Here is a 19,875-nt window from a genome sequence, read left to right as displayed (position 1 = left end):
AGGTGCGGTCCGGAGTCCTCCTCAACTCCGGACCGCACCGCCCACCAGACCCGGCTGGACCTGGCAGCTGGCCGCCAGGAGACCAAACGGCATCGACGCCACGAGAAACGTGTTGTAGAGATTGGTCTTCTCGGTGACAAGTCGCATGGCCAGGTGCGGCCCAATGTTGCCCGCAGCGTAGGGCGCCTCCGACGGGTCAACCCGACGCTCAAATTCGGGTTGCAACCCTCATGAACCGCTGCTGGACCAGATCACCCCACCCGGTGTGATGCCGATCTCCCACGCGTCGGCGCACGCAGCATTAGCAGCGTTGCCGCTCCCTACGATGCACATGGCCGCTACGAACGCAGTAATTGTTGCCCGCTTGAGCAGCATAAGCTTGAACCTCTCCCTCGACGGAAAGCTACGGTAGTCATCGGACTGCCGAAGGCGATCATGGGGACTACCGGCGACCTGATGCCACCATTCAGCGTGAGCCGAAACTTCAGCACACGAGTCCATCGCGACAGACGCGTCCGCTTTCAACGGTGACGTCGTCGGACAAGGGCAGGTGCTCCGTGCAGAACTCGACGCCATGGCCAAGCGCCACGGATCGCAGGTAACTCGGCCGCGGCCCGACCCGCCACGTAAGACAACACCCGCCTGTCGGCTCGGGACACGGCCTGCCCGACGATGCACGCGGCCGTCTACATGCATCGACGGTAGATTTCGCCACGACTGATCATGACGGCACTGCCGATTCCTTACCTATCGTCGGACAACGGCTGAAGGTGCGCTTGCCAACTGGGGCGGATGCGGTTCGTGTCCTCGCTGACAACATTCGACCACGGCTAAATGATTGCGCCTGGCTCGGAGCGGGTCGATCGTGGGTGAACGGTCACTCAACTAGGAAGAGCGATGGATCTCAACACTCAAAGAATCGCAATAATTCGTCGACTGACAGCATCCTTTGCGGTCGTCGGCTTGGCGGCAAGCGCGTGTCTGACCAATGCCAACGCGCACGAACCTGAGAATCCAAACCCGCAGCTGTTCAGTAAGGACAGCCGTCCTTACGGACGAAGCATGGCCACCTGGGCCGAGCAGGCATCACAATGGGTCTACGGCCAACCGATCGAGAGAAGCCCACTTTTCGATCAGACTGGTGCGAACTGCGGCGTCGCTCAGCGAGGTCCAGTCTGGTACATCGCCCGAATCGCAGGCCCTAAGGTGTTCAGTGGAACGCGGTCGTGCACCGTTCCCCACCAGAAGGCGATCTTGCTGTACATCGGCGCCGTCGTCGACGAATACCCGTGCCCTGCGCTGCCGGACTGGGGGCCGACAGGTGGCCAGTCGTTGTACGACTTTCTGATTGCCGATGCCAAGCCGGTGATGGATTCCGTGAACCTTTTAGAGGTCTCAATCGACGGACGGGAAATGCGGGATGCCCTCAGTTATCGGTACCACTCCGACGATCTTTTTTCCATCACATTCGACAGCAGTTTGAAGGAACCGCTAGGCGATCCGTGTATCACTGGGACACCTCAACAGGCCATCGTTGATGGCTTCTTCATGATGGTTCGCCCACTGAACCGCGGTATGCACACGATCGTCGTGCACGGCACCGCGACCGGAGGCGATGACAAGACATTCACCTATAAATTGAACGTGACCTGAGCCTCCGGGCGGCCGCTTGTGAGCTGTCTACCTACGGCACGCAGACGAGAACGGCGGAGCTTTCCCATGCCCACGTAGGTGACCAGGTTGGCACGCGCAGCAATGCACTGATGATGTTGCTGACCGTCTGCCGCGGGTTTACCGGGCTGTACTGGTGCTCGACAAAACCTGGTTCTAGCGGCGGAAGGGCGCAGCTCGCGTTCCTTCAGTTGCGCGGGGTCGGGGCTCGCGAACAGAATCCCGGCTGGGTTCGACCAGTGTCAGCTCGCCGACCAAGGTCGAGGCCGGCGCCGCCCCGAATGTAATCGCTGCGATAAGAACACACCAGTTCGATACACGGAGGGCGTACCGTGAAGTATCTGTTGCCTGGCTATACCCCCGGCCATGAGTGGGACGCAGCGGACACTCCGTCTGAGAAAACTCTCGCCTCGTTCGACACGTACCTGAAGTTCGAGCGAGAGTTGGCTGAGACCGGGGAGTTCGTCACCAGTGAAGGCCTCGGCCACCCGGCGGGCACCACCACCGTCCGAAAGATCTCGGACGGTGTGGTGGCCACCGATGGACCGTTCGCTGAACTCAAGGAGGTTCTGGGGAGCTTTGCCGTCGTCGATGTGGCAAGTAAAGAACGGGCTGTCGAAATCGACAGGCGGGTCGTCGAGGGAGATGAGTGAGCCAATCGACGCTCACCCTATTATGTGCGCGAACATCGGCGCATGACGCAGCGTGTCGGGCGAGGCCGAGTACAGGTTTCGCATCCGGAGGCGAGACAAATCTTGGCGCGTCGAGTACGGCGCACGGTGTTGCACCCTCCCATGACCGGCAGATCTGACAACGGCCGGAGCGCCGACTGCTGACGGAAGATCAATTCGGAACGATCGAATAACACTGGTCTGCCGACCCTGTCTCCAGAAGTGCCTCGCGCTGACCGGACTGCAGCAAGGTGGAGCGCTTGCAAGCCGCGTCGGAGCCTCGGCACTCAGATCGCAAGCAGCAGCAGGATCATGGACGCCCGAGTGGAGTCGGCGCAGCCTCATTGCTAGCAATCATTGGTTATACCTCTCCATCCCAGAGCTTGTTAGCAAATCGCAAGGCAGTTAGGCAGGCTGAATCTGGGGAAACCTCCGCCGAACCGCTGTTATCAAGCGGTCTCTGGATGTAGGACCTCCGAACCGGCGCCGATCGTATCCTGTGAATGGCCTTTCCAACTCATCGAGACGATCGACCGCCGCGCGGAGTCGACTTAGCCATTCCTCATCGTCGGGCCGAGCCCATTCGAGCAATCCCTCGATTCGGTCACAACAAACACCCTTTTCCAGAATGTTCTCCGGGATAACCTGCTTAAGGCAAACTCCATACAGGCCAGCTAGGTAATCCAACCAGGCCTGTTCGATCTCATCTTCAGTGAACGGCACAGCATGGGTGGTCGCAGCAGTCTTGTAGCGAGCGAAGAATAGACCAGGGATGTCTGTGGCACGCTTTGCGTCAATCCATAAAGCTAAGAAATCTGAGGTCACCATGCGGGTCCCGTCCGGCAAAGTATAACTTGGTCTCGGGAGTAGTCCGCGGTCAACCAAGGCCTCGACTTCCGTCAGTCGTCGGCCGGCCTGCGCCGTCGCGTCCTCCATCGAAATATAGTTTTCTACAACATAGCGAATATCACGCGACCCCATTTTCGCCGGACGCAACGCCTGACACCGTGCACGGATAGCGCGTTTCCTGGCGGCCTCGATCTCCGAAGCGTCAAGAGGTTGAGCGCCGGACAGTCTTGTGGCAACGGAGTTGCGCAGAGCTACATTTTTCAGAGATTGATTCGAAGTCGTCGGCTTAGATGCACTAGTCATGATTTGCATCATGCGACATGCGGCGGCAGAAGGCGATGGTTCAGCCATGGACGAATCCTCGCCAGCTATGATGCCGTGACTCGCAGCCATGCCAGCATCGGCCGACGGCCGGTACGCACCGCGTGCCGTCTGGCGCAGCACCTGCCCCGGCCGCAGCGACACAGTGGCGCTGCGCGGAGGAGGGCGAATACCCGAAAAGCCTGAAATTCGTGCAATGAAGTGAAGTTGTCAAGCTGCCGCAGTGGCATCTGATTGAAGTTAGAATTGGCATGATTGATGAGCGAACTGCCATTGTCCCGGGGGAGTGTAGAACGCTTCGGCGCTGCTGCGGCTGAGCTGGCGTGAGCAGTTCGGCGGTCATCCAACGCGCCCATGAGCTCGCCCTGGACGCTCACGTCGCGTCAGCACCCACGACGTGTACGGCTCCGCGCTCTGGGTGAACCAGCGTGAGCAGGTGGTGGAGTACACCCGGAAGATCCCGGGCATCGACGCGCGTCGCCCTGCCGGGATGCACAGTCGCTTCAGCTTGGTCGTGGTCAACGACACCACGGTTGTCTTCTACGTGTGGCGGTTTGCGACCGACCACAGGACGAGCTACCGGACCGCGAGGATGCGACGCCGTTCTCCGACCTGCCCCGAAGCCTGCTCACGCTGACGGCGCACGTGTACGACGGCGGCGCCGGTCAACCGCCGATCAACGGGGTGGAGATCGACGAGGAAGCGAACGAGGCCGCACGGGCTGAGGAAGAGGCCGTGCTCAGGGAGCTGGAGGGTCTCGGCCAGGTCGCCACGGTCGGCTTTGCAAGCAACCTAAGCCGGGCTGATCGAAACTCCTCGATGACCACGGCTACGTCCGGTCGACGAACTGGGAGACGCTTCGCTGCCTAGCGGGTTCGCTGAAGGTGAGAACGGCAACGGCCAGTGGGTACCGCGCCGGCCCCGGCGCCGGCGCGGTTCGACGCGGACGCGACGTTGGATGACGACTTCGGTTTGACCGCCCCGGTCGCCGCTCGACGTATCACCGATCAGCGAGCCGGAGCGTGACCGGCCTGACAGCGGAAATGGGGACGAGTCGCTGTGATCGACACGTCGAACACTGAGACTGAGCAGTTGCAGCTGCTCAGCCGCAGACGACGGTCACCGCGGTGGCCGAGGCGGGCTCGACTCAGCCCGGTTGACGCAGGCGCGTCGTTTGGCGGGGCTGACGGGCTTTAGCGCCGGTGAGATCACAACAGACGCCATGCCCTCGGGTCCGGCGCGTGCAGCGCAGGAGCTGCGATGATGATGGGACTCCTCCTTGGTGTCGAAGACCCGAGGCCGCCACTGCTGGTGTAGTGGATGCGGCGCCAGTGCCTACCTCCTCAGGGCGCTGGTCAGTGATCGGCGGGTAGTGGTTCTAGTAGTTCAGGTCCGTTGTTCTTGACGTTGGCCATGAGCTTCGACACCGCGTACACGTCGAGCCCCCATCGACCGGCGGCGCCATCAGTGCCCAGAGTTTGATCGACGTCGTGGTTGTGCGCGGGAGAGGGGGTAAGTCGACCCGGTTGTCGTGGATGATGGCCATCGGCATCCGATCGTGGACGCGGCCGGCGCTGTCGGTCGCCGTTGTTGTGATGATCGTGTACGTTCGGGAAGAGCCGGTTCGGGTCGTCGTCCGGTAGACGTCGCGCTGGCTCGCTCCGTCGAGACCATCCCCGGGCCCGGACGCACTCCCCGGGCGGCACGACATTCGAGCCGAAATTATTGAGAGGATTTCGATACCCGTCCGTTGTCCATTGTGGGCGTCTCACTGGCGGTGTGTTGGGCATATCTGAGTACTCAGATGGTCGGGCGGCCGTCGCGCGGTGCGAAGGAGGTCAGGGCTTGAGCATCGCTTGACGCGGCTCGGATGTAGTACTCGGCCCAGTCGCGCCGCTCGGGATAGGTCGAGTTGGCGACGACATTCGCGATCGCTTCGTCGATGTCAACCGCGGTCGATCGCAGCGTGACGGCTCCGTCTCGCAGGAGTGCCCAGGATCCGCCCGGGCGCCCGTAGGGCATGCCGATGCTGCCTGGGTTGATCACTAGCCGACGATCGACGAGCCGACAGAATGGCATGTGCGTGTGCCCACAGACCACAGTCTGGACATCAGCCGGTAGGTCGGCGAAGGCCTCGGCCCAGCGGTCCAGTCGGGTGTCAACTAACACGACCTCGTCGTCGTCGCGCGGGGAGCCGTGGCAGAACAGCACCGGGCCGAAGCCCGTCACGTCGAGGGTCACCGGGTGGGGTAGGCCGGCTAGCAGTGCGACGTGCTCTGGCGACAGTTGCTTGGCGGCCCACATGTCGATCTCATAGGGCTCGCCGACGGTCGACGGCCTGCCTTCGGCTAGCGCGACCAGTTCGCGGTCGGCGTTGCCTCGCACGAGCACGACACGGTTGCCTAGCGCGGTCAGGCGATCCAGAACCGCGACCGGCTGTGGACCCGCCGCATGATCACCGGTGACCACGATGGCTTCGGCGCCGGCGACCTCCGGCTCGGCCAGCACCGCGTCGAGCACCGGTAGCACTCCATGGACATCGGACAGAACCGCGACACTGTTTAGCATTCCGCGACACTCGCAGCCCGATCGGCCCAACGCAAGGGGGCGCGGCAGGTCAGCGTCGCTCGGGCTGAACTGGCCTCGCGTCGGAGCAGATCTCGACGTAGGCCACGCGCGAGTGATCGTCGATGACGGTGTACAGATAACTGGTGCCGGTGCGGGCGTGCCGGTCGGCGCTCCACTTGCCAGTACGCCCACGATGTCGCCGACTTGTTCTTGTTGCCTTGCTGCTTGCCGACGTATAGCCAGCCGCCGCCGTCGGGATGTGCTGAAGCAGGCTGACATCGCCGCCGCGGGGAGGCCGCCTTGCGGGATTGGTCGTCGAGGGCGCATTCGACGCCGCGACGTACGAGCCCGAGCAGCGGGTCGTGGAGTTGCGTCGTACGGCGCGGCGTGGCCAGGGCTGGCTTGGCGCACACCTCGGTGCGGCGCCGCGGACGACGACACGCCGCCGTCAACCCCGTACCTGGCCGGCTGTGACCCGATCACCGGTGAAGTGATCGGGGCCAGCAAGACCACCGCTGTGCACTGAGCACCGGCCGGGCGAGTTGTTGCAGACGGATGTCAAGAAGATCGGCCGGATCCCCGACGGCGGCGGCTGGAGAGCCCACGGCCGCGGCCACGGACACGCGACCGCAAGAACGGCTTGGGGTTTGACTACATCCACACTGGTTGACGATCACTCCCGGTGACCGACGGTCGAGATCCTGCCCGATGAGAAAGGCCCGCCTCTGCAATGTTCTCCTGCACGCAGCGCAGGCCTTCGCCGATGCCGGCATCCCCACCATCGAACTATCACCAACAACCACCTGACCTATAAACACTCCTACGACGTATGGAACGCCATCACCGAGCTCGGCGCGCGGCATCTTTTTCATCCAACGCCACTGCCCTGTCAGAAACGGGAGGGTCGAGTGCGTAAACCGCACCCTGGCCACTGAAAGGGCCTACCGCCAGCCCTTCTCACCACCACCGTCCTAGCGTCAACCCTCGCGCCCTGGCTCGAGTAGTACAACCTTGAAGGGGCCGACCAACGCACAAGATCGAGCCGACGAGCGCTGGACTCCACCCGCCCGTGACGGCGCGTTAGGCAGTGATCACGACCTCGCGGTTGGGCGGGCCAGATCGATCCAGATGTGACCCTGACATGACGAGCAATGTTCCGTCGTCTCCAAACAGGTATTCGCGGGCGGTCTCCGACCACTCACGCCGGAGAATGGGTCGGCGCAGCAACTTGTCCAACCAGTTGGCAGCCAGTACCGCCTGCTCTGAGATCGTGCCGCCGAACGTGGACGGCGGAACTCGCGGGTCGTTGCGTCGCAAGTCGAACAGCTGTGAGTCGAGGCTTCCGACCGTCGTCACCACACCGTTGTAGTAAGCCCCTATCGTCAGTATCACCCAGTTGTCCGCAGTCAGCTCCATCCAAGCTAAACAGCGTCCATCCGCAGACTCGGCCTCCATACCCGCGTACCAATCATCAGGCGCTGTCGATGGGGTCCATCCTTGCCGCTCCATTTCGGCACGAAGCAGCACGACGAAATCGGATTCAGACTCCGTGAGACGCGGAGCGGTGTTATCAGCGTCTTTGGTCGGCATGGGCAAGGACCTCCCTCAAGGTAAGGCGCTCAGCCGGGTCTGCACGTGACTGTTCTAGACGATTGTCGACCATTCTGCGCCAACCAGGCCGAAAACCCGATCGGCAGCATGGTGGTGCCATGGACCACGTCGAGATCCATGGCCAGGATGGTCTTCGAGACCCAGGGTCCTGGGGCTTGTGGGATCGGCCGCGGGGGACCGGCTGTCGCGGCTCATGATGACGCCGGCGTCAGCCGTTGGAGGCGGACGACAGCATGAGGTACTCCTTGGTGAGCCGGACGCCGGAGCTCAGCGCCCGGCTTTCGACGCATACGTTGAAGGTTCGGCCTCAATGGACAGGCTGTCAGCCAGACGTGCGGGGTGCCGTCGACAAGAGTTGGCGGTAGAGGCGTCGACTTGTGTTTGGCATTCGTCGTTGGATGGCTCACGCATCAGTGGACTGATTTCGCTAGGACGAAATCGTTGCCGGAGACCCCGAGACGACGCCATGCTTCAGGCCTGCGGTTGTTGTCCGAGGAGGTTGCGTTCCAAGGCCGTCCATACGCGCGACCGCTCGTGTCGCTGGCAGGGCCCTCCCCCGTACCCCTGCCAGTGACACGGCTTCAATCGCCGGTCGGCGTGACTGTCAACGCCGGTTGAACCTTGGCCCAGTTGTTCCGGGGCGGGTGGAGGTTGACCCACCCGGGTTGGTTGTCAGTCGTTGGTTTGGTGGCCGCGGGAACGCGGCCGACGTCTCGGTCCTTGAGTCGGTAGCTGTCGCCTTTCAGGGTGATGACTGCGGCGTGGTGGACGAGGCTTAGCGGGATGAGACGAGTTGGAAGTACAGGTTCGCGGCTTCGGCATCGAACGGGGGATGTAGCCGACCTCGTCGACGATGAGCAGTGGGGTTCGGCCGAGTTTGACGAGTTCGTCTTGGAGTGGGTTGGTGTGATGGGCGTCGGCGAGGCGGGCAACCCATTCGGCGGCCGTGGCGAAGACGACGCGGTGGCCGGCATGGCGGGCGCGGATCCGACCTCACCGCCATGGGCCTCGCGCGCGGCGAAGGTCAGTATCCAGCCGGAACCGACAGAACACCATCCCCGCTTGCCGACCCTGGCGCTCAGCGCCCACGGCAGGCCCCGCAAACGGGGTATGCGCAGCCCCCAAGCCGCAATGAGAAGCCGACCGGAATGGCTTCGGTTGGCCCTTCAACGTGCGCCCGATGGTCTCAGCACGGCATAAGGCTTGGATCTTCGCTCGCCTGTCGGACCAGCGGAGTTAGGCTGGTGATCATGATCAGATTGCGGTTAGCACCCCAGGATCTGCAGGCTACCCGGTTCGCCGCGTCGCCTCTGCTTGAGGTCTGCTCTAGCCTGCGACTGCTCTGCGCGCCATCGGCGGATGCTCGGCAAGAGGAGTGGGTGCGCGAGGTGGCGGGCCATGCCCACAAGCTGGACTGGAAGTTGCTGTGCGCCCTCGCGCCCTGGCGCCATGTCATGCCAGCCTTCTATGGTCAATCCATCCCAGCGACTCCGATAGACATTGAGAAGCAGTTGCATCTGGTCGCGGAAATGCCCGTCGACGAGCTCTCATCCGCACTAACGAAAACATGGCAGTCATGTGGGCTGCCGACTGTCGCCCAGCAGCTCCTCAGTGACCCAACAAGCGCCTCACGACGCGTTGCAGATGCTCTCTGGGACTTCTGGTGTGCGGCGCTCGAGCCCCACTGGCGTCGGCTGTCCGCGGTCCACGATGATGATCTAGTCTTCCGTCAACGGATTGTCGCAGGCGAGGGTTTGGCTCCTGCGATGGTGTCTGTCGACTGGCGGATCGAGATGGATGCGCGATCTCTCCTGATCCACAAATCGGACCGCTTGACAATGGACACCGGGGGGAAAGGAGTAGTCTTCATTCCTTCGGTATTCGTCGGGCGCTCTTTAGCCGTTGGCGCTACCGGCTTGGCTCAGCCGCTGATAATCTACGCCGCTCGTCGTGCTGAGGCAGCCTGGGATGAAGATCTAAGCGAGCAGGCGGCTCATGTCAGTGAGTTGATCGGTCCCACCCGAACGCGCATCCTGTGCGCCCTCCGGCTGCCCCAATCCACCACGGCGTTGTCAGCGCTCCTTAGTCTGAGCAAGCCAGCTGTGAGCCAGCACCTGTCGGTTCTGTTCAACAGCGGTTTGGTGAGGTCATCTCGTTCTGGGCGAGTCGTGCTTTATCAACAAACCGAGTTGGGTAGCCGTCTTGTCGGACGATCGATGAACTGAATCTGACCCTTCGCAGCTCGCCGGCGGGGGGCACACTACTCTGCTCCGGATGAACGACGCCCATCCCTCCCGCACCCGCCTCTGTCATACGTACGGCGCTCTCATCGTCGGCGTGGTGCCATGACGACCCTCATCGATGGCGCCGTGCGACAGGCGCGGCCGTTGGGCGCACGGGTGCTGGAGGCGTACCCGATCGACACAGACGTCCCCGGCCACACCCTCAATCTCTTCCCAGGTGTCGCATCGGTCTTTGCTACCGCGGCTTTCGCGTTCGTCGCACGGCGCCAACGGACCGACCGATCATGCGTCTGAGCCTGGCTGAGCGACCGTCGCCGCCGATCATACGCAGCGCTTCAGGCAAGCCTGCGCGACGAGAGGAAATCGGCCACGTCCGCCTCGGCTGCTGTCCCGGCGCCGAGCCTCCTCAAGCTAGGTAGGCGCAAGCACGCCTACCTGCTGGGCGGTGCGGCAAGTACACCAGCCCAGCAGGCCAGGGGAGGGGCGCGTGCCAGTCACTCGGGTGCGTTGTGCGCAGGCTTCAGTGATTCAGGCTCAGTGCCACTTTGTTGTCGTCGGTTCCGTTGTGGACCTCCCAGCCGTCGGTTCCGTTGTGGACCTCCCAGCCGTCGGTTCCGTTGTGGACCTCCCAGCCGTCGGTTCCGTTGTGGACCTCCCAGCCGTCGGTGCTCGTGACTTCACTGATGCTGTACGTCGCCGACGTGTCAGTGCCACCATGGACCTCCCAGCCGTCGGTGCCGAGCTGTGCACCTGCGACGGCGAGCGCTGCCGCGGCGATGGACATGCCGGTCCACTGGATGATGCGGTTTCTCATCGCTGCTCCTCTATAGCTCCGAGGCCCGGATCCGTCGATGGCCGGACGGGCCGTGATGCTGTCGTCAGTGGCCACCGTGCAATGAGTCCACCGGCGGCTGCAACCATTCCGCGGAGAACGAACGCGATCGGCCTAGATGATTCCCGGCAAAGACGAATGGTGAGATGGAGGATCGAGGCATGTGACGACGCAGAGGTGACGGCAGATCCAAACGCCACGAGTGGGATTAGGATGGGCCGCGGAAGGACGGCAATCGCTTTGCTACTGAAGGCTGGGCGAGTGGAATGCCGACGGCCGAGGTTGCAGTTCCGAACCGGCTGACGGTTTCGCCGATCCAAAGCAGTCGGAAGTCGCGATGCCGCCGTAGAAGACTGGGAATCCCCGCGTTGCGGCGCATGAGCGCCGGAGTCCAGCTCGTCGTCGTCGGAGGAGTTACGGCGGGGAAAGGACTGGAGTTGGACGATGACTCGTTCGGCAGCAGCATCGGACGAGTCGATCCGAGCATACCTGTCGATGACCCGGGCACTTTCCTCGTTTAGGGCGTGGAGTTGCTCGGCTGTGAGTCGGAGGTCGCGCCAGTCGGACAAGGCCACGGCGTGCTGCCACTCACCGGACCAGTTCTCATTCACGTACGTGCGGACGCGGTTGAAATACCGCTCGACCAGATGCCGCAGGTAGACACCCAGCGCGCCGCTAGTCTCCGGGTCGTCGCGAACTCGGCTGGATCGAGCACCGTCCGACCGGGGATCCGCCATCAGCGTTCACGCTTCGTGCCGCGGTGCAGGTCCTCCTCGATGTATCCGTGTTCGGCCAGCAGCGCAGAGGCCAACTGATCGTGCCGGTGCTCTCGCCCAGGCGAGCTGCCAGCGTTGGGGAAGTCGCCGGTCCGTCGAGTTCGAGCGCTTCCATGATGTCCACCCGAGTCGGTGTGCGAGTCCGCGCAAACTACGGGCATCGATTCGTCGCATGAGCGCAGAGTATTCTCTGCAGAGATCTCTGCAACGTTGTTTACGGACTCGCCTGGTGTGCTGCTACCGGCGTTGCATGACAGGACGAACCCTGAACGGCTTGGCGGTCGTGGGTTGCTCAGCTCTGCCTCGTGCCGCGGCACGGATGTGGTCGTGCCATCCCCACGATTTCGGCAGGGGTGAATCATGAGGACATCGCAGAGCGTCTACGTATGCTCGGAGAATGATTCGGCTGCACGTTACGCTCGCCGATCTTGGGCAGATGCGGTTCGCCTCCTCCCCGCTCATTGAGATCGCCGAAAGTCTGTACATGCTTGCCTCGGGGCGGGTTCACGCCTTGCACCGTGACTGGTTTGAGAAGGTTCGACCATCGCTCACCTCGGTTGACATGGATTTGTTGTTCGCTGTTGTGCCAGCCAGGCCCTTCATTGCGGATTTTCTCTTCGGAGCTGTCGTCGACGGCCAGACGACTATCTCTCGACAGTTGGCGTGCGTGGCGGCACTTCCTCCCGAGCAACTTGAACGGGACCTGCGTGAGGTCTGGGGCAGCGGGCCGGTGCCGCCACGAGTCACAGAACTAGTCCATGAGGGTCGTGCAGGTGCTCGTCGGCTCGCGGATGCGCTTGGAGAGTATTGGCAGGTTGCGATCGAACCACACTGGAAGAAGATGCGGGCGTTGCTAGACGACGATGTAGCGTTCCGAGCCGGTCAGTTAACAAATAGCGGCATGTCCGCCATGTTGGCGAACCTACATCCGGATGTGACCGTTCACGGGTCACTGATCACAATCGACAAGAAGCGAGTGGACGTCGACGACGGCCTAACCGCGGCAGGCCTGCGTTTGGTGCCGAGCATCTTCGTCTGGCCCAATGTCATCTTTGCGGCCGGCGCGGATAGTCCTGCTCTGCTGATCTATCCAGCGCGTGGCGTCGGCAACCTGACGGCCAGGAGTGACGAGGCGGCAGACGACGCACTCGTCGCTTTGTTGGGGAGAAGTCGCGCAGCTGTCCTCGCCGCTCTAGCGGTTCCATACTCGACGACCGAACTGGCGGTCCTTCTGAGGCAAAGTCCTGCAGCCGTTAGCCAGCACCTTTCGATCCTGCGTCGGAGCCGTCTAGTTATATCGTGGCGGAACGGCAGACGCGTCCTCTACCAGCAGACCGACCTGGGCGCCAGTGTCGTGAACACCATGATGATGACCTCGGGCAGCTCGATGGGTACGTCCTGATTCACACCGGCGTATCACTCAGGTGGGTGCTCCGTTTTTCTACGTTGCTAGCGGCAAACGGCCTCAGATGTCCTTAGACTTGGGTCCAGGCCGCGGGCGGACGTTGCGGCGGCGAGAGCGCTCGGCAGGAGGCGTGTCTGCTCGCCATCCTCCCTTCGCTGCTGGAACGGCGGGTGGACCAGGCGCTGTCCGCGGTGAGCGGGACGGTACGCCCGACAATGACGAATTCACCGTCTGCGTTGTAGAGGCCTGCGATCACCACGTCAGGGCGGATGATCGGTCCGAGGGCCCCGCCGCTGACGATCTCTGGGGTTTCGCGGTGCTTGACCTTGACCCAGGCGTCCCTGCGGCCAGGGGTGTAGCGGGTGACGGCTCCCTTGACGACGAGGCCTTCGATGCCCATCGCGGCGGGAGCACTTCGAACCACTCACGCGCCTCGGCGACATCGTCGGTGAAGGGTGTGAGTTGCAGCGGCGGCGTCCAGGCCCTGGGAAAGCTGTTCGAGCCGTCGCCGGCGAATCGTCCAGCGCTGCGTGCGGAGATCGACCCCGCCGGCCGTAAGCAGGTCGAACGCGGCGAACGTTGCCGGCATCGGGACGGCCTTGGTGCGGGCGTTCGCCCGGGTTGTCGCGAGTCGTTCCTGTAGGGCGTCGAAGCTCAGCCTGCCGTTCGCGCCGAGGATGACCAAATCGCCGTCGAGCACGACTTCGTCGGGGATCTGTGCGACGGCTGCGGCGACGATGTCGGGAAAGCGGTCGCTGATGTCGTTGCGGTTGCGGGTCCACACCCGGGCCCGGTCGCCGCGCCTGACGATCGCGACCCGGCTAGTTGACTGAACTCTTCTGGGCACCAGTTGGTGCTGCAGCGGGTGCCTGGAGAAGGTGTGGCATGCTGCCGCTAAGCCGAGTCGTGTGGTCGACTTCGATTCAGGGCTGCGCTGGCGGGTGCTGTTCCCCGAACTCGAGCATGCCACGACGTCCGCATATGTTCGGAAGTTGGCCGCGTCAGATTGCAGCGACGATGCGCAGCTACGCGTTCGACCTATTGCGCTGGTTCCGGTTCTTGGATCGCCAGTACAGGCCCTGAGAGCACGCGGAGACGCTGGATGTGCGCTCGTTCGTCGAGTGGCGGCAGCAGGCGCCGAGCTCGCAGCGGTTTCGCGGCTGCCCGTGCGCGCCGCCTGGTACGCGGGACCCGGTGAACTGCTAAGCAGGTGGTCGCGGCGACGTTTGCCCAGTCGCACGATCAATCTCCAGCTGAGTGTCTTGTTCGGCTTCTACTTGTGGGCGTGCACGACCGATGCTGTGCCGCTCGTGAACCGGGTAGCGGCTACGACGATGCTGGCGAATCCTCAGCCGGCTGTGACGTAACCTCGGGCTTGTTCCTGGACAAGTGATGGATGTGACCAGGAGCGAGGAACGGTGGTTCGCTGATCTCTACCGGCGGCGCTACGAGGCCGTGTACGCCTACGGTGCGCGTCGCATCGGACCTGAGGCAGCCCGCGAGATGGCCGCGGAGGTCTTTCTTGTCCTGTGGCGCCGGGCGATCCGGCTGACTCCGGACGAAGAGCGGCCCTGGCTGTTCGGCACTGCCCGCAAGGTGACGGCGAACCTCCTGCGCTCGCGCCAACGGTACGAGCTACTTCTGCGGAAGAGCTCGACGGTTCTGGCCGCGGGCGTCAACGACCGGTTGAACCCGATGGACGTGGTCGACGCCACGCTCGACGTCCGGGCTGCGGTGGCAAAGCTGCCACCGAAGGAGCAGGAGGCGCTGCTCCTGGTCGAGTGGGACGACGTCGACATGGTCACCGGCGCGCGGATCACTGGGTGTACACCGAATGCCTTCAAGGTACGCCTGCACCGGGCCCGACGGCGCCTTGCGCAGCTGCTTTCAGAGGCGCAGCCATCGGACGTTTTCGGCGCGGAGAGGATGAGCGATGAACGACGGTAGAATCAATGACCTGATCCGCACGGTGGATCCCTACCGGTCGCCTGGACAGTTGCCCGATGCCCGGGCCGAAGAGGACCTCAGTCGCATCCTGACCAGCCGCGCGCACCGGCGTCGGCCGTATCGGCGGCTGGCGCTTGCAGCGGTGGCGACGGCGGCTGCCGCTACGGTGGCTGTCGTGCAGCCGTGGGCGGGGCACCACGAGGCCGCGGCGTCACCGCCGCCGTTGAGCTTCCACGTGGTGGACAACCGGCCGGCAAAGGCGCAGTTGCTGGACCTCGCCCGGAAGACGCGGGCCTTGCGCCCGGAGCGGCCGGGCGGGTCGGTGGTTCAGGTTCTCACCACGGACTACGGGTTCACGCGGAACGCGGCCGGCGAGCTCGGAGGACCGACTCAGTCGGTGATCTTCCGGACGAAGGGGACGTCGTACACGCGGACGGATCTGGGCCTGGTACCGACGACGGAGGAGTCGACGGTCTGGCTGGACAACCTGTCCACCGATCCTGCGACCTTGCGACAGCAGATGATCGGACGGAGGCCTGGACTGACGGCCAGCGTCGCGCTGTGGGACTCCCTCGACCGGATCCAGCGGCAGACCGCACCCGGCCCGGCGCTGCGGGCGGCAATCCTGACCGTGCTTGCCGACCTGCCGGGCATCAGGGCCGAGGGGAGCACCGTCGACCGGATCGGACGTCCGGCCCTCGGGTTCAGCTACGGCACCGACGACCGGAGCATCATCGTGCTGATCGACCCTGTGCAGGGCAGCATCACGGCGGTGGAACACGTCGCTTGGCTCAGTGAGGGACCGAAAGTGATCCAGTACTCAGTCTTCACTTCGCTCGGCTTCGTCGACGCGCTGCCGCGCTAGCGGCGGTCGCGGTCGGCAGCGATGCCGAGAGAGGCAGCTGGATGCTGTACAGGATCGCAAAGACGATCAGGACGTCGGCGTGTTAGGCGAGGTAGCCAGAAGGAGAATTTCGCATCGAGATCGGCAGCCGTTACCCGCTAAAGGACGCGGCGCAACCTCACCGTGATGTGCGTCCAGAACGGCCACCGGCAAGTTCTTTCTGCACCGGCGCCCGTCGACGGCTACAGCAGGTCGGTGAACTCGATCGCGGCTGCGCGCAACGCGTCAACCAGAGGAGTGGCCGGCTCGGACAGCGACGAAAAGAGGTGGGACAGCACCATCCGCCGCTGTTTGGTCGGGCCACCACGTACGGGCGAATGATTCGCACTCCAGGCGGTGCGACGGCGAGGGCCGCGGGAGCCGTGGGGATCACATCGGCAGCGACCAGGCGGAGTTTGGCCATCCAGTCCCGCGTCGTGTGGGCGATCTCGTGCCGCTCGTCCAGTCCGGGCCACGCCCCCATCACGCGCTGTTCGTCAGCCTTCCGATCGAGCTCTGACTATGCAGGTCGGTGACATCGACGAAGTCGGCTCTGGCGAGCAGGTGACCGGCCGGAACAACGACACACAAGCTGCACTCGGTCAGGATTCGCAATCGCTACGCCAGCGCCTCGTCATCCGGTGGCCACCGGCCAGATGAGCCGAGCTAGGGTCGTCCGAACCACCTGACGGGCATGCTCATGGCAGCATCGGCAAGGAGTCCTGAGGTGATGGTGCGTTCGGCTTCGTTGCGGGGCAGGCCGATGCGGTGGGCGGCGGAGACGAGTTCGTCTCGTGCGATGTGGTGGTCGAGCATGTGGGCGCCGATGAGTTGGCCGAGTGCGAAGGCGGCGCGGTTGAGGGTGTCGTTGCGCTGGCCTTGCACGGCGGCGAGGACTTTCTCGAGCTCGCCGGTGAGCGCTGCCAGGGTGTATGCGCTGGTGTTCGCCAAGGTCAGGGTGGTCGGGGCCACAGTGGCGGTCGGCGGCGCCGTGTGTAGTGCGTCGATGATCCAGCTGGGCAGGAGCTGTGGTGCTATGGCGGTTTGGGTCCGGTAGCGGTCGGCGGCGGTGATTGATCCGGCGCCGACAACGTAGCCGCCGTGGCCGCGGGTGTCGATCTTCCATCCGATGCGGCCGGCGCTGTTGCAGAGCTTCACATTGATGGGTTGCCGGTAGTAGAGGTGCCGTACGCGTAGGGGTGTGGTGACGGTGTCGGTCGGCGGTGGGGCTGTCGTGTGGTCGGCGACGAGCGCCAGTACGTCGGCTCCGTTTGCTGCCACGGCTTGCCCAGGGCTCGGGTGCCTGTCGGTCGGGTCCTTTGGCTGGTCCAAATCACGACCAGCAGCCGTGACAGGCCGGCTGCGATGCCGATGTTTGTACGGCGCCTCTCGCCAGGTCCTAGCGATCGCGAGGTGGTCGGTGGTGGCCGCTGCTTCTCAGTCCTCAACTGCCGGGACTTCCGTCCCGGCGCCAACGGGAAGACCGCGAAACCCTGGTCGGCGTGCCAGTGCGCGGCCCGGCTCAGCGCCTGCTGTTCGGCGTCGGTGCTCGGTCGCCGCGTTGGGTCGACGTTCACGGTTCAACCTCTCGGCGGTCGGGGTGGACCCGTTCGCTGCGCACTTGCTGGCGCCGGGACTGGCCGCTGTGCTGACGTAGTTCGAGGTAGACCCGGACACCGAAGGAGCCGCGGTTGGGGTAGGCGCGGTCGCTGTCGGCGACCTCGAACTGGTCGCGCAGGTGTTTCACGAGACGGGTGATTTCGTTAGGTTCTCCGGACAGCCGGACCTGATCGTCACTGGTCCTCCTTGGTGGTGTCGGCCGGGGTGGCGGGAGTGCGTTTGGTTGAGGTGGTCATGAGATCGCTCCTTGGGTTGATGGACCGGGGCGGGCTGTGTGGTGGCCCGCCTCCGGGTTGTTCAGGCGGCGTTCAGGTCGCCGAAGTCGTGGCCGAGGGATTCGGCGACGGCCGCAATTAGGTGACGCGCGGCGGGTGGGGTGACGGCGTTGCCGAGCTGGCGGACCTTCTCGCGCTTGTTGCCCAGCACCACGTATCCGTTGGTGAACGCCATGCCGGCTGCTACCTCGTGCGGCTCGAGCATCCGGAACAGGCAGTCCTCGACCGCGATCGTTTGCGGTTCCAGCAGCGACTGGTGCCCTGCCGTGGTGAGGGTGCGCAGTGTCTCGGTGGCGGGTGTGCACATCTCGACGCCGTCGTGGCGGGAGCCGTTGTTCCGCATGACCAGGGCGTAGCGGTCGCGGGTGGTGAACGTGCCGTGCGGCTCGTTGGTGTCGCGGCTGGTGGCGTTGCCGTAGTACGGCATCAGGAGGCCGTGGTGGTTGCCTGCAGCAGCGAACGTGTCGAACGGGTTGGTCGCCTTCTTCGTGGTGTTGTTGTTGCGCAGCGGCACCACCAGCGCCTCAGACTCCCGCGTGGTCCGGGTCCGCATCACCTCCGCAACCGTGGTCGCGGTCTCGTTCCAGGTGCCGCCCGCCGGAACCAGCAGCCCGGTCTCGTTGCGGGCCGTCATGGTGCGCATCGCCACCGACAGCGGAGCGGCGCTCTTGCCGTCTCGGCTCTCGACGGCACCAGCAGTTCCGGCTTCACCTAGCGGGCCAGCCCGGCGTGGATGCGGGCCATGGTTTTGTCGGCCACTGGCCGGGCACGGTCACCGATCCGCTCCCCCGGTCAGGCTCCAGTCGATCGCCGCCGCAGCGGGCAGCCACCCGGGCTCGACGACCTGGTTGCGGCAGGCCACGTTCGGCCAGCGCCACACGTACTGTACGCGGTAGCGGCCCCAGGTTCGTTCCGGCTTCTTCCACGCCTGCATCGCACGCACCAGCTGCCCGCAGCCCTCGCACCACGCACGCGGCCGGGTCCACCGGTTCAGGTCCGGGCAACCCGCAGCGCGCAGGTGAGCCACGACGTACAGCCGGTCGCGGGACTGCGGCGCCGGAAGGCCACCGGCTTGGGCGTGCATGCTGTTGAGGTAGACGACGTGCACGCAGTAGCCGAGGGCGTCCAGCCCGGAGCGCCAGGCCGGCCACAGCACCCACAGCGCGGCGTCCACGACGTTCTCGACCACGATCGCGTCGTAGCGGTGGTGTTCGGCGAACCGCACACATCCCACATCGTGGCCGAAGTGTCACCACCAAGACCACCAGAACTGTCACCGAAGTGCTGATACAGAACTGTCCCGCTTCGCAGCTGCGATGACGTCGTGGAAGTTCGAGACATCCGCGACCGCCACGCATGGAGCGTCTGCTGGAAGCCGCGCAACACCGCGGGCAACGTGACCGGGTTTCTCGAATCCATTCTGAACGTCCCGGTCACCGCCCGGACAGCAGCAACGCTCCAACGCCTCGTGGCACAGTACCAATCGATGGCACCGCAGCGTTGTCGCACGCCGGGCAGGTGCCAGGCCATCAGCCGTGCACATGCAGTCCGGTCATCCGAGGCAAGCCCGAGCCCTCCCATAAATTTCCGCCGGCTTCACCTTTCTGGGGCCGAGGCCGGTCGGATCGGCGGCTCGCCTTCACAACGATGAACGCCGACGCACCGCACTCGGCTGCCCACCCCGCCAGCCGACCGTCATTCCTGAAGACCGCATACCCAGTCGGTCGAGGAGTCCTGGGAATCTCGGCGTCGATTCATAGTTGATCCCCCCAACGCGGCCGAGACCTCGTGCCCGTGCTCCATGGTAGGAACCCCACGGCACAATCTGGCGCGGCTACCGACGCGCATGGTGCAACCCTCGAATTCGTCTGCAAGTGAATCGTTCGCCGCGATCACCACTGGCGCTATCTTCATCCACGCGAGTCGGCTCGAACCTACGTAGTGCTAGAAGGGGCACGTCCGGATCGAGACCCAGAACTTCGAGAGGAATACACACATGGCTGATGATCTTGAGGAACTGCGAAAGCTGTACGCAAAGACGCAGCAGGGTCAGAGGGATCTTCGTGAACTGCGTGGCATGCCCGGCTATAAGGAGGCGCTGAGCAACTCTGCTCGCGAGTTGCGTCAATTGTCCCAGCGTATCGAAAGGGCCGAGAAGAAGGCACGTGGTCGCTGACTTAGTCCGGTCGTAACGACCTAGAAT

General features: G+C 64.0%; 18 protein-coding genes and 3 pseudogenes. 9 read left to right on the top strand and 12 right to left on the bottom strand.

Annotation, left to right across the window (positions count from 1 at the left end; genetic code table 11):
* Window positions 1-897: 897 nt before the first annotated feature.
* Entirely contained in the window at window positions 898-1,653 is a 756-nt protein-coding gene (locus ACYVOK_RS11775) for a hypothetical protein (protein ID WP_460662371.1), read from the top strand.
* 350 nt (window positions 1,654-2,003) lie between these two features.
* Window positions 2,004-2,324, top strand: a complete 321-nt coding sequence (locus tag ACYVOK_RS11770; protein ID WP_460662370.1) for a YciI family protein — start codon at window positions 2,004-2,006, stop codon at window positions 2,322-2,324.
* A 423-nt stretch (window positions 2,325-2,747) separates the two neighbouring features.
* Here the strand turns inward: ACYVOK_RS11770 and ACYVOK_RS11765 are convergent, their stop codons facing one another.
* Window positions 2,748-3,542, bottom strand: a complete 795-nt coding sequence (locus ACYVOK_RS11765; protein WP_460662369.1) for a DUF6058 family natural product biosynthesis protein — start codon at window positions 3,540-3,542, stop codon at window positions 2,748-2,750.
* A gap of 516 nt (window positions 3,543-4,058) precedes the next feature.
* On the opposite strand from ACYVOK_RS11765, the gene ACYVOK_RS11760 reads away from it, so the two are divergent.
* Window positions 4,059-4,382 (top strand): hypothetical protein, encoded by a 324-nt coding sequence (locus tag ACYVOK_RS11760; RefSeq protein ID WP_460662368.1) that lies wholly within the window; start codon window positions 4,059-4,061, stop codon window positions 4,380-4,382.
* Window positions 4,383-5,312: 930 nt separating this feature from the next.
* Here the strand turns inward: ACYVOK_RS11760 and ACYVOK_RS11755 are convergent.
* Window positions 5,313-6,080: a metallophosphoesterase family protein gene (locus ACYVOK_RS11755; RefSeq protein ID WP_460662367.1), complete on the bottom strand. Its 768-nt coding sequence runs from the start codon at window positions 6,078-6,080 to the stop codon at window positions 5,313-5,315.
* A 79-nt stretch (window positions 6,081-6,159) separates the two neighbouring features.
* Window positions 6,160-6,337 (bottom strand): annotated as a pseudogene (locus ACYVOK_RS11750) (IS481 family transposase); the annotation flags it as partial.
* 264 nt (window positions 6,338-6,601) lie between these two features.
* Here ACYVOK_RS11750 and ACYVOK_RS11745 point away from each other — a divergent pair.
* A pseudogene (locus ACYVOK_RS11745) lies at window positions 6,602-6,712 on the top strand (IS481 family transposase); the annotation flags it as partial.
* Between the two features lie 448 nt (window positions 6,713-7,160).
* On the opposite strand, the gene ACYVOK_RS11740 reads toward ACYVOK_RS11745, so the two are convergent.
* Entirely contained in the window at window positions 7,161-7,670 is a 510-nt protein-coding gene (locus ACYVOK_RS11740) for a hypothetical protein (protein ID WP_460662366.1), read from the bottom strand.
* Window positions 7,671-8,363: 693 nt separating this feature from the next.
* Window positions 8,364-8,678: an ATP-binding protein gene (locus tag ACYVOK_RS11735; RefSeq protein ID WP_460662373.1), complete on the bottom strand. Its 315-nt coding sequence runs from the start codon at window positions 8,676-8,678 to the stop codon at window positions 8,364-8,366.
* Between the two features lie 263 nt (window positions 8,679-8,941).
* Here ACYVOK_RS11735 and ACYVOK_RS11730 point away from each other — a divergent pair, with 263 nt between their 5' ends.
* Window positions 8,942-9,916, top strand: a complete 975-nt coding sequence (locus ACYVOK_RS11730; RefSeq protein ID WP_460662365.1) for an ArsR/SmtB family transcription factor — start codon at window positions 8,942-8,944, stop codon at window positions 9,914-9,916.
* A gap of 538 nt (window positions 9,917-10,454) precedes the next feature.
* On the opposite strand, the gene ACYVOK_RS11725 is transcribed toward ACYVOK_RS11730, so the two are convergent.
* Window positions 10,455-10,823 (bottom strand): hypothetical protein, encoded by a 369-nt coding sequence (locus ACYVOK_RS11725; RefSeq protein WP_460662364.1) that lies wholly within the window; start codon window positions 10,821-10,823, stop codon window positions 10,455-10,457.
* A gap of 1,116 nt (window positions 10,824-11,939) precedes the next feature.
* On the opposite strand from ACYVOK_RS11725, the gene ACYVOK_RS11720 reads away from it, so the two are divergent.
* On the top strand, window positions 11,940-12,944 hold the full coding sequence (locus ACYVOK_RS11720; RefSeq protein ID WP_460662363.1) for an ArsR/SmtB family transcription factor: 1,005 nt from the start codon (window positions 11,940-11,942) through the stop codon (window positions 12,942-12,944).
* Window positions 12,945-13,017: 73 nt separating this feature from the next.
* On the opposite strand, the gene ACYVOK_RS11715 is transcribed toward ACYVOK_RS11720, so the two are convergent.
* Window positions 13,018-13,347, bottom strand: coding sequence for a hypothetical protein (locus tag ACYVOK_RS11715; protein ID WP_460662362.1), 330 nt, complete (start codon window positions 13,345-13,347; stop codon window positions 13,018-13,020).
* 24 nt (window positions 13,348-13,371) lie between these two features.
* The gene (locus ACYVOK_RS11710; protein ID WP_460662361.1) at window positions 13,372-13,794 is read right to left on the bottom strand and encodes an ATP-dependent DNA ligase; all 423 of its coding nucleotides are present in this window, start codon (window positions 13,792-13,794) and stop codon (window positions 13,372-13,374) included.
* A gap of 656 nt (window positions 13,795-14,450) precedes the next feature.
* Between ACYVOK_RS11710 and ACYVOK_RS11705 the strand changes: the two genes are divergently transcribed.
* Together ACYVOK_RS11705 and ACYVOK_RS11700 are read left to right on the top strand one after the other, a co-directional pair.
* A complete protein-coding gene (locus ACYVOK_RS11705) occupies window positions 14,451-14,894 on the top strand; it encodes an RNA polymerase sigma factor (protein WP_460662360.1) in 444 nt (147 codons plus the stop codon).
* Window positions 14,881-15,759, top strand: coding sequence for a hypothetical protein (locus tag ACYVOK_RS11700; RefSeq protein ID WP_460662359.1), 879 nt, complete (start codon window positions 14,881-14,883; stop codon window positions 15,757-15,759). Before ACYVOK_RS11705 ends, ACYVOK_RS11700 begins: the two co-directional genes overlap by 14 nt.
* 684 nt (window positions 15,760-16,443) lie before the next feature.
* Here the strand turns inward: ACYVOK_RS11700 and ACYVOK_RS11695 are convergent.
* The 4 genes and pseudogenes from ACYVOK_RS11695 to ACYVOK_RS11680 form a co-directional block, all read right to left on the bottom strand.
* Window positions 16,444-17,196: pseudogene (locus ACYVOK_RS11695) on the bottom strand (bifunctional DNA primase/polymerase); the annotation flags it as partial.
* A gap of 154 nt (window positions 17,197-17,350) precedes the next feature.
* Window positions 17,351-17,557 (bottom strand): hypothetical protein, encoded by a 207-nt coding sequence (locus ACYVOK_RS11690; RefSeq protein ID WP_460662372.1) that lies wholly within the window; start codon window positions 17,555-17,557, stop codon window positions 17,351-17,353.
* A gap of 137 nt (window positions 17,558-17,694) precedes the next feature.
* Window positions 17,695-18,315 carry a DNA cytosine methyltransferase gene (locus tag ACYVOK_RS11685; protein WP_460662358.1) on the bottom strand — a complete coding sequence of 207 codons (621 nt, stop codon included), beginning with the start codon at window positions 18,313-18,315 and terminating at the stop codon, window positions 17,695-17,697.
* Between the two features lie 129 nt (window positions 18,316-18,444).
* Window positions 18,445-18,897, bottom strand: a complete 453-nt coding sequence (locus ACYVOK_RS11680; protein ID WP_460662357.1) for a hypothetical protein — start codon at window positions 18,895-18,897, stop codon at window positions 18,445-18,447.
* 771 nt (window positions 18,898-19,668) lie between these two features.
* Here ACYVOK_RS11680 and ACYVOK_RS11675 point away from each other — a divergent pair.
* Window positions 19,669-19,848: a hypothetical protein gene (locus ACYVOK_RS11675; protein ID WP_460662356.1), complete on the top strand. Its 180-nt coding sequence runs from the start codon at window positions 19,669-19,671 to the stop codon at window positions 19,846-19,848.
* Window positions 19,849-19,875 lie beyond the last annotated feature (27 nt).

This window comes from Kribbella swartbergensis (genome assembly GCF_054784135.1).
The sequence above is the reverse complement of the archived record's forward strand: the minus strand, read 5'-3'. Positions and strand labels throughout refer to the sequence as shown.

Excerpts from the sequence above, each read along its gene's own strand:
- ACYVOK_RS11775 (WP_460662371.1), top strand. The coding sequence starts at position 898 with ATGGATCTCAACACTCAAAGAATCGCAATAATTCGTCGACTGACAGCA.
- ACYVOK_RS11765 (WP_460662369.1), bottom strand. The coding sequence starts at position 3,542 with ATGGCTGAACCATCGCCTTCTGCCGCCGCATGTCGCATGATGCAAATC.
- ACYVOK_RS11755 (WP_460662367.1), bottom strand. The coding sequence starts at position 6,080 with ATGCTAAACAGTGTCGCGGTTCTGTCCGATGTCCATGGAGTGCTACCG.
- ACYVOK_RS11740 (WP_460662366.1), bottom strand. The coding sequence starts at position 7,670 with ATGCCGACCAAAGACGCTGATAACACCGCTCCGCGTCTCACGGAGTCT.
- ACYVOK_RS11730 (WP_460662365.1), top strand. The coding sequence starts at position 8,942 with ATGATCAGATTGCGGTTAGCACCCCAGGATCTGCAGGCTACCCGGTTC.
- ACYVOK_RS11720 (WP_460662363.1), top strand. The coding sequence starts at position 11,940 with ATGATTCGGCTGCACGTTACGCTCGCCGATCTTGGGCAGATGCGGTTC.
- ACYVOK_RS11715 (WP_460662362.1), bottom strand. The coding sequence starts at position 13,347 with ATGGGCATCGAAGGCCTCGTCGTCAAGGGAGCCGTCACCCGCTACACC.
- ACYVOK_RS11705 (WP_460662360.1), top strand. The coding sequence starts at position 14,451 with ATGGCCGCGGAGGTCTTTCTTGTCCTGTGGCGCCGGGCGATCCGGCTG.
- ACYVOK_RS11700 (WP_460662359.1), top strand. The coding sequence starts at position 14,881 with ATGAACGACGGTAGAATCAATGACCTGATCCGCACGGTGGATCCCTAC.
- ACYVOK_RS11685 (WP_460662358.1), bottom strand. The coding sequence starts at position 18,315 with ATGCGCACCATGACGGCCCGCAACGAGACCGGGCTGCTGGTTCCGGCG.
- ACYVOK_RS11675 (WP_460662356.1), top strand. The coding sequence starts at position 19,669 with ATGGCTGATGATCTTGAGGAACTGCGAAAGCTGTACGCAAAGACGCAG.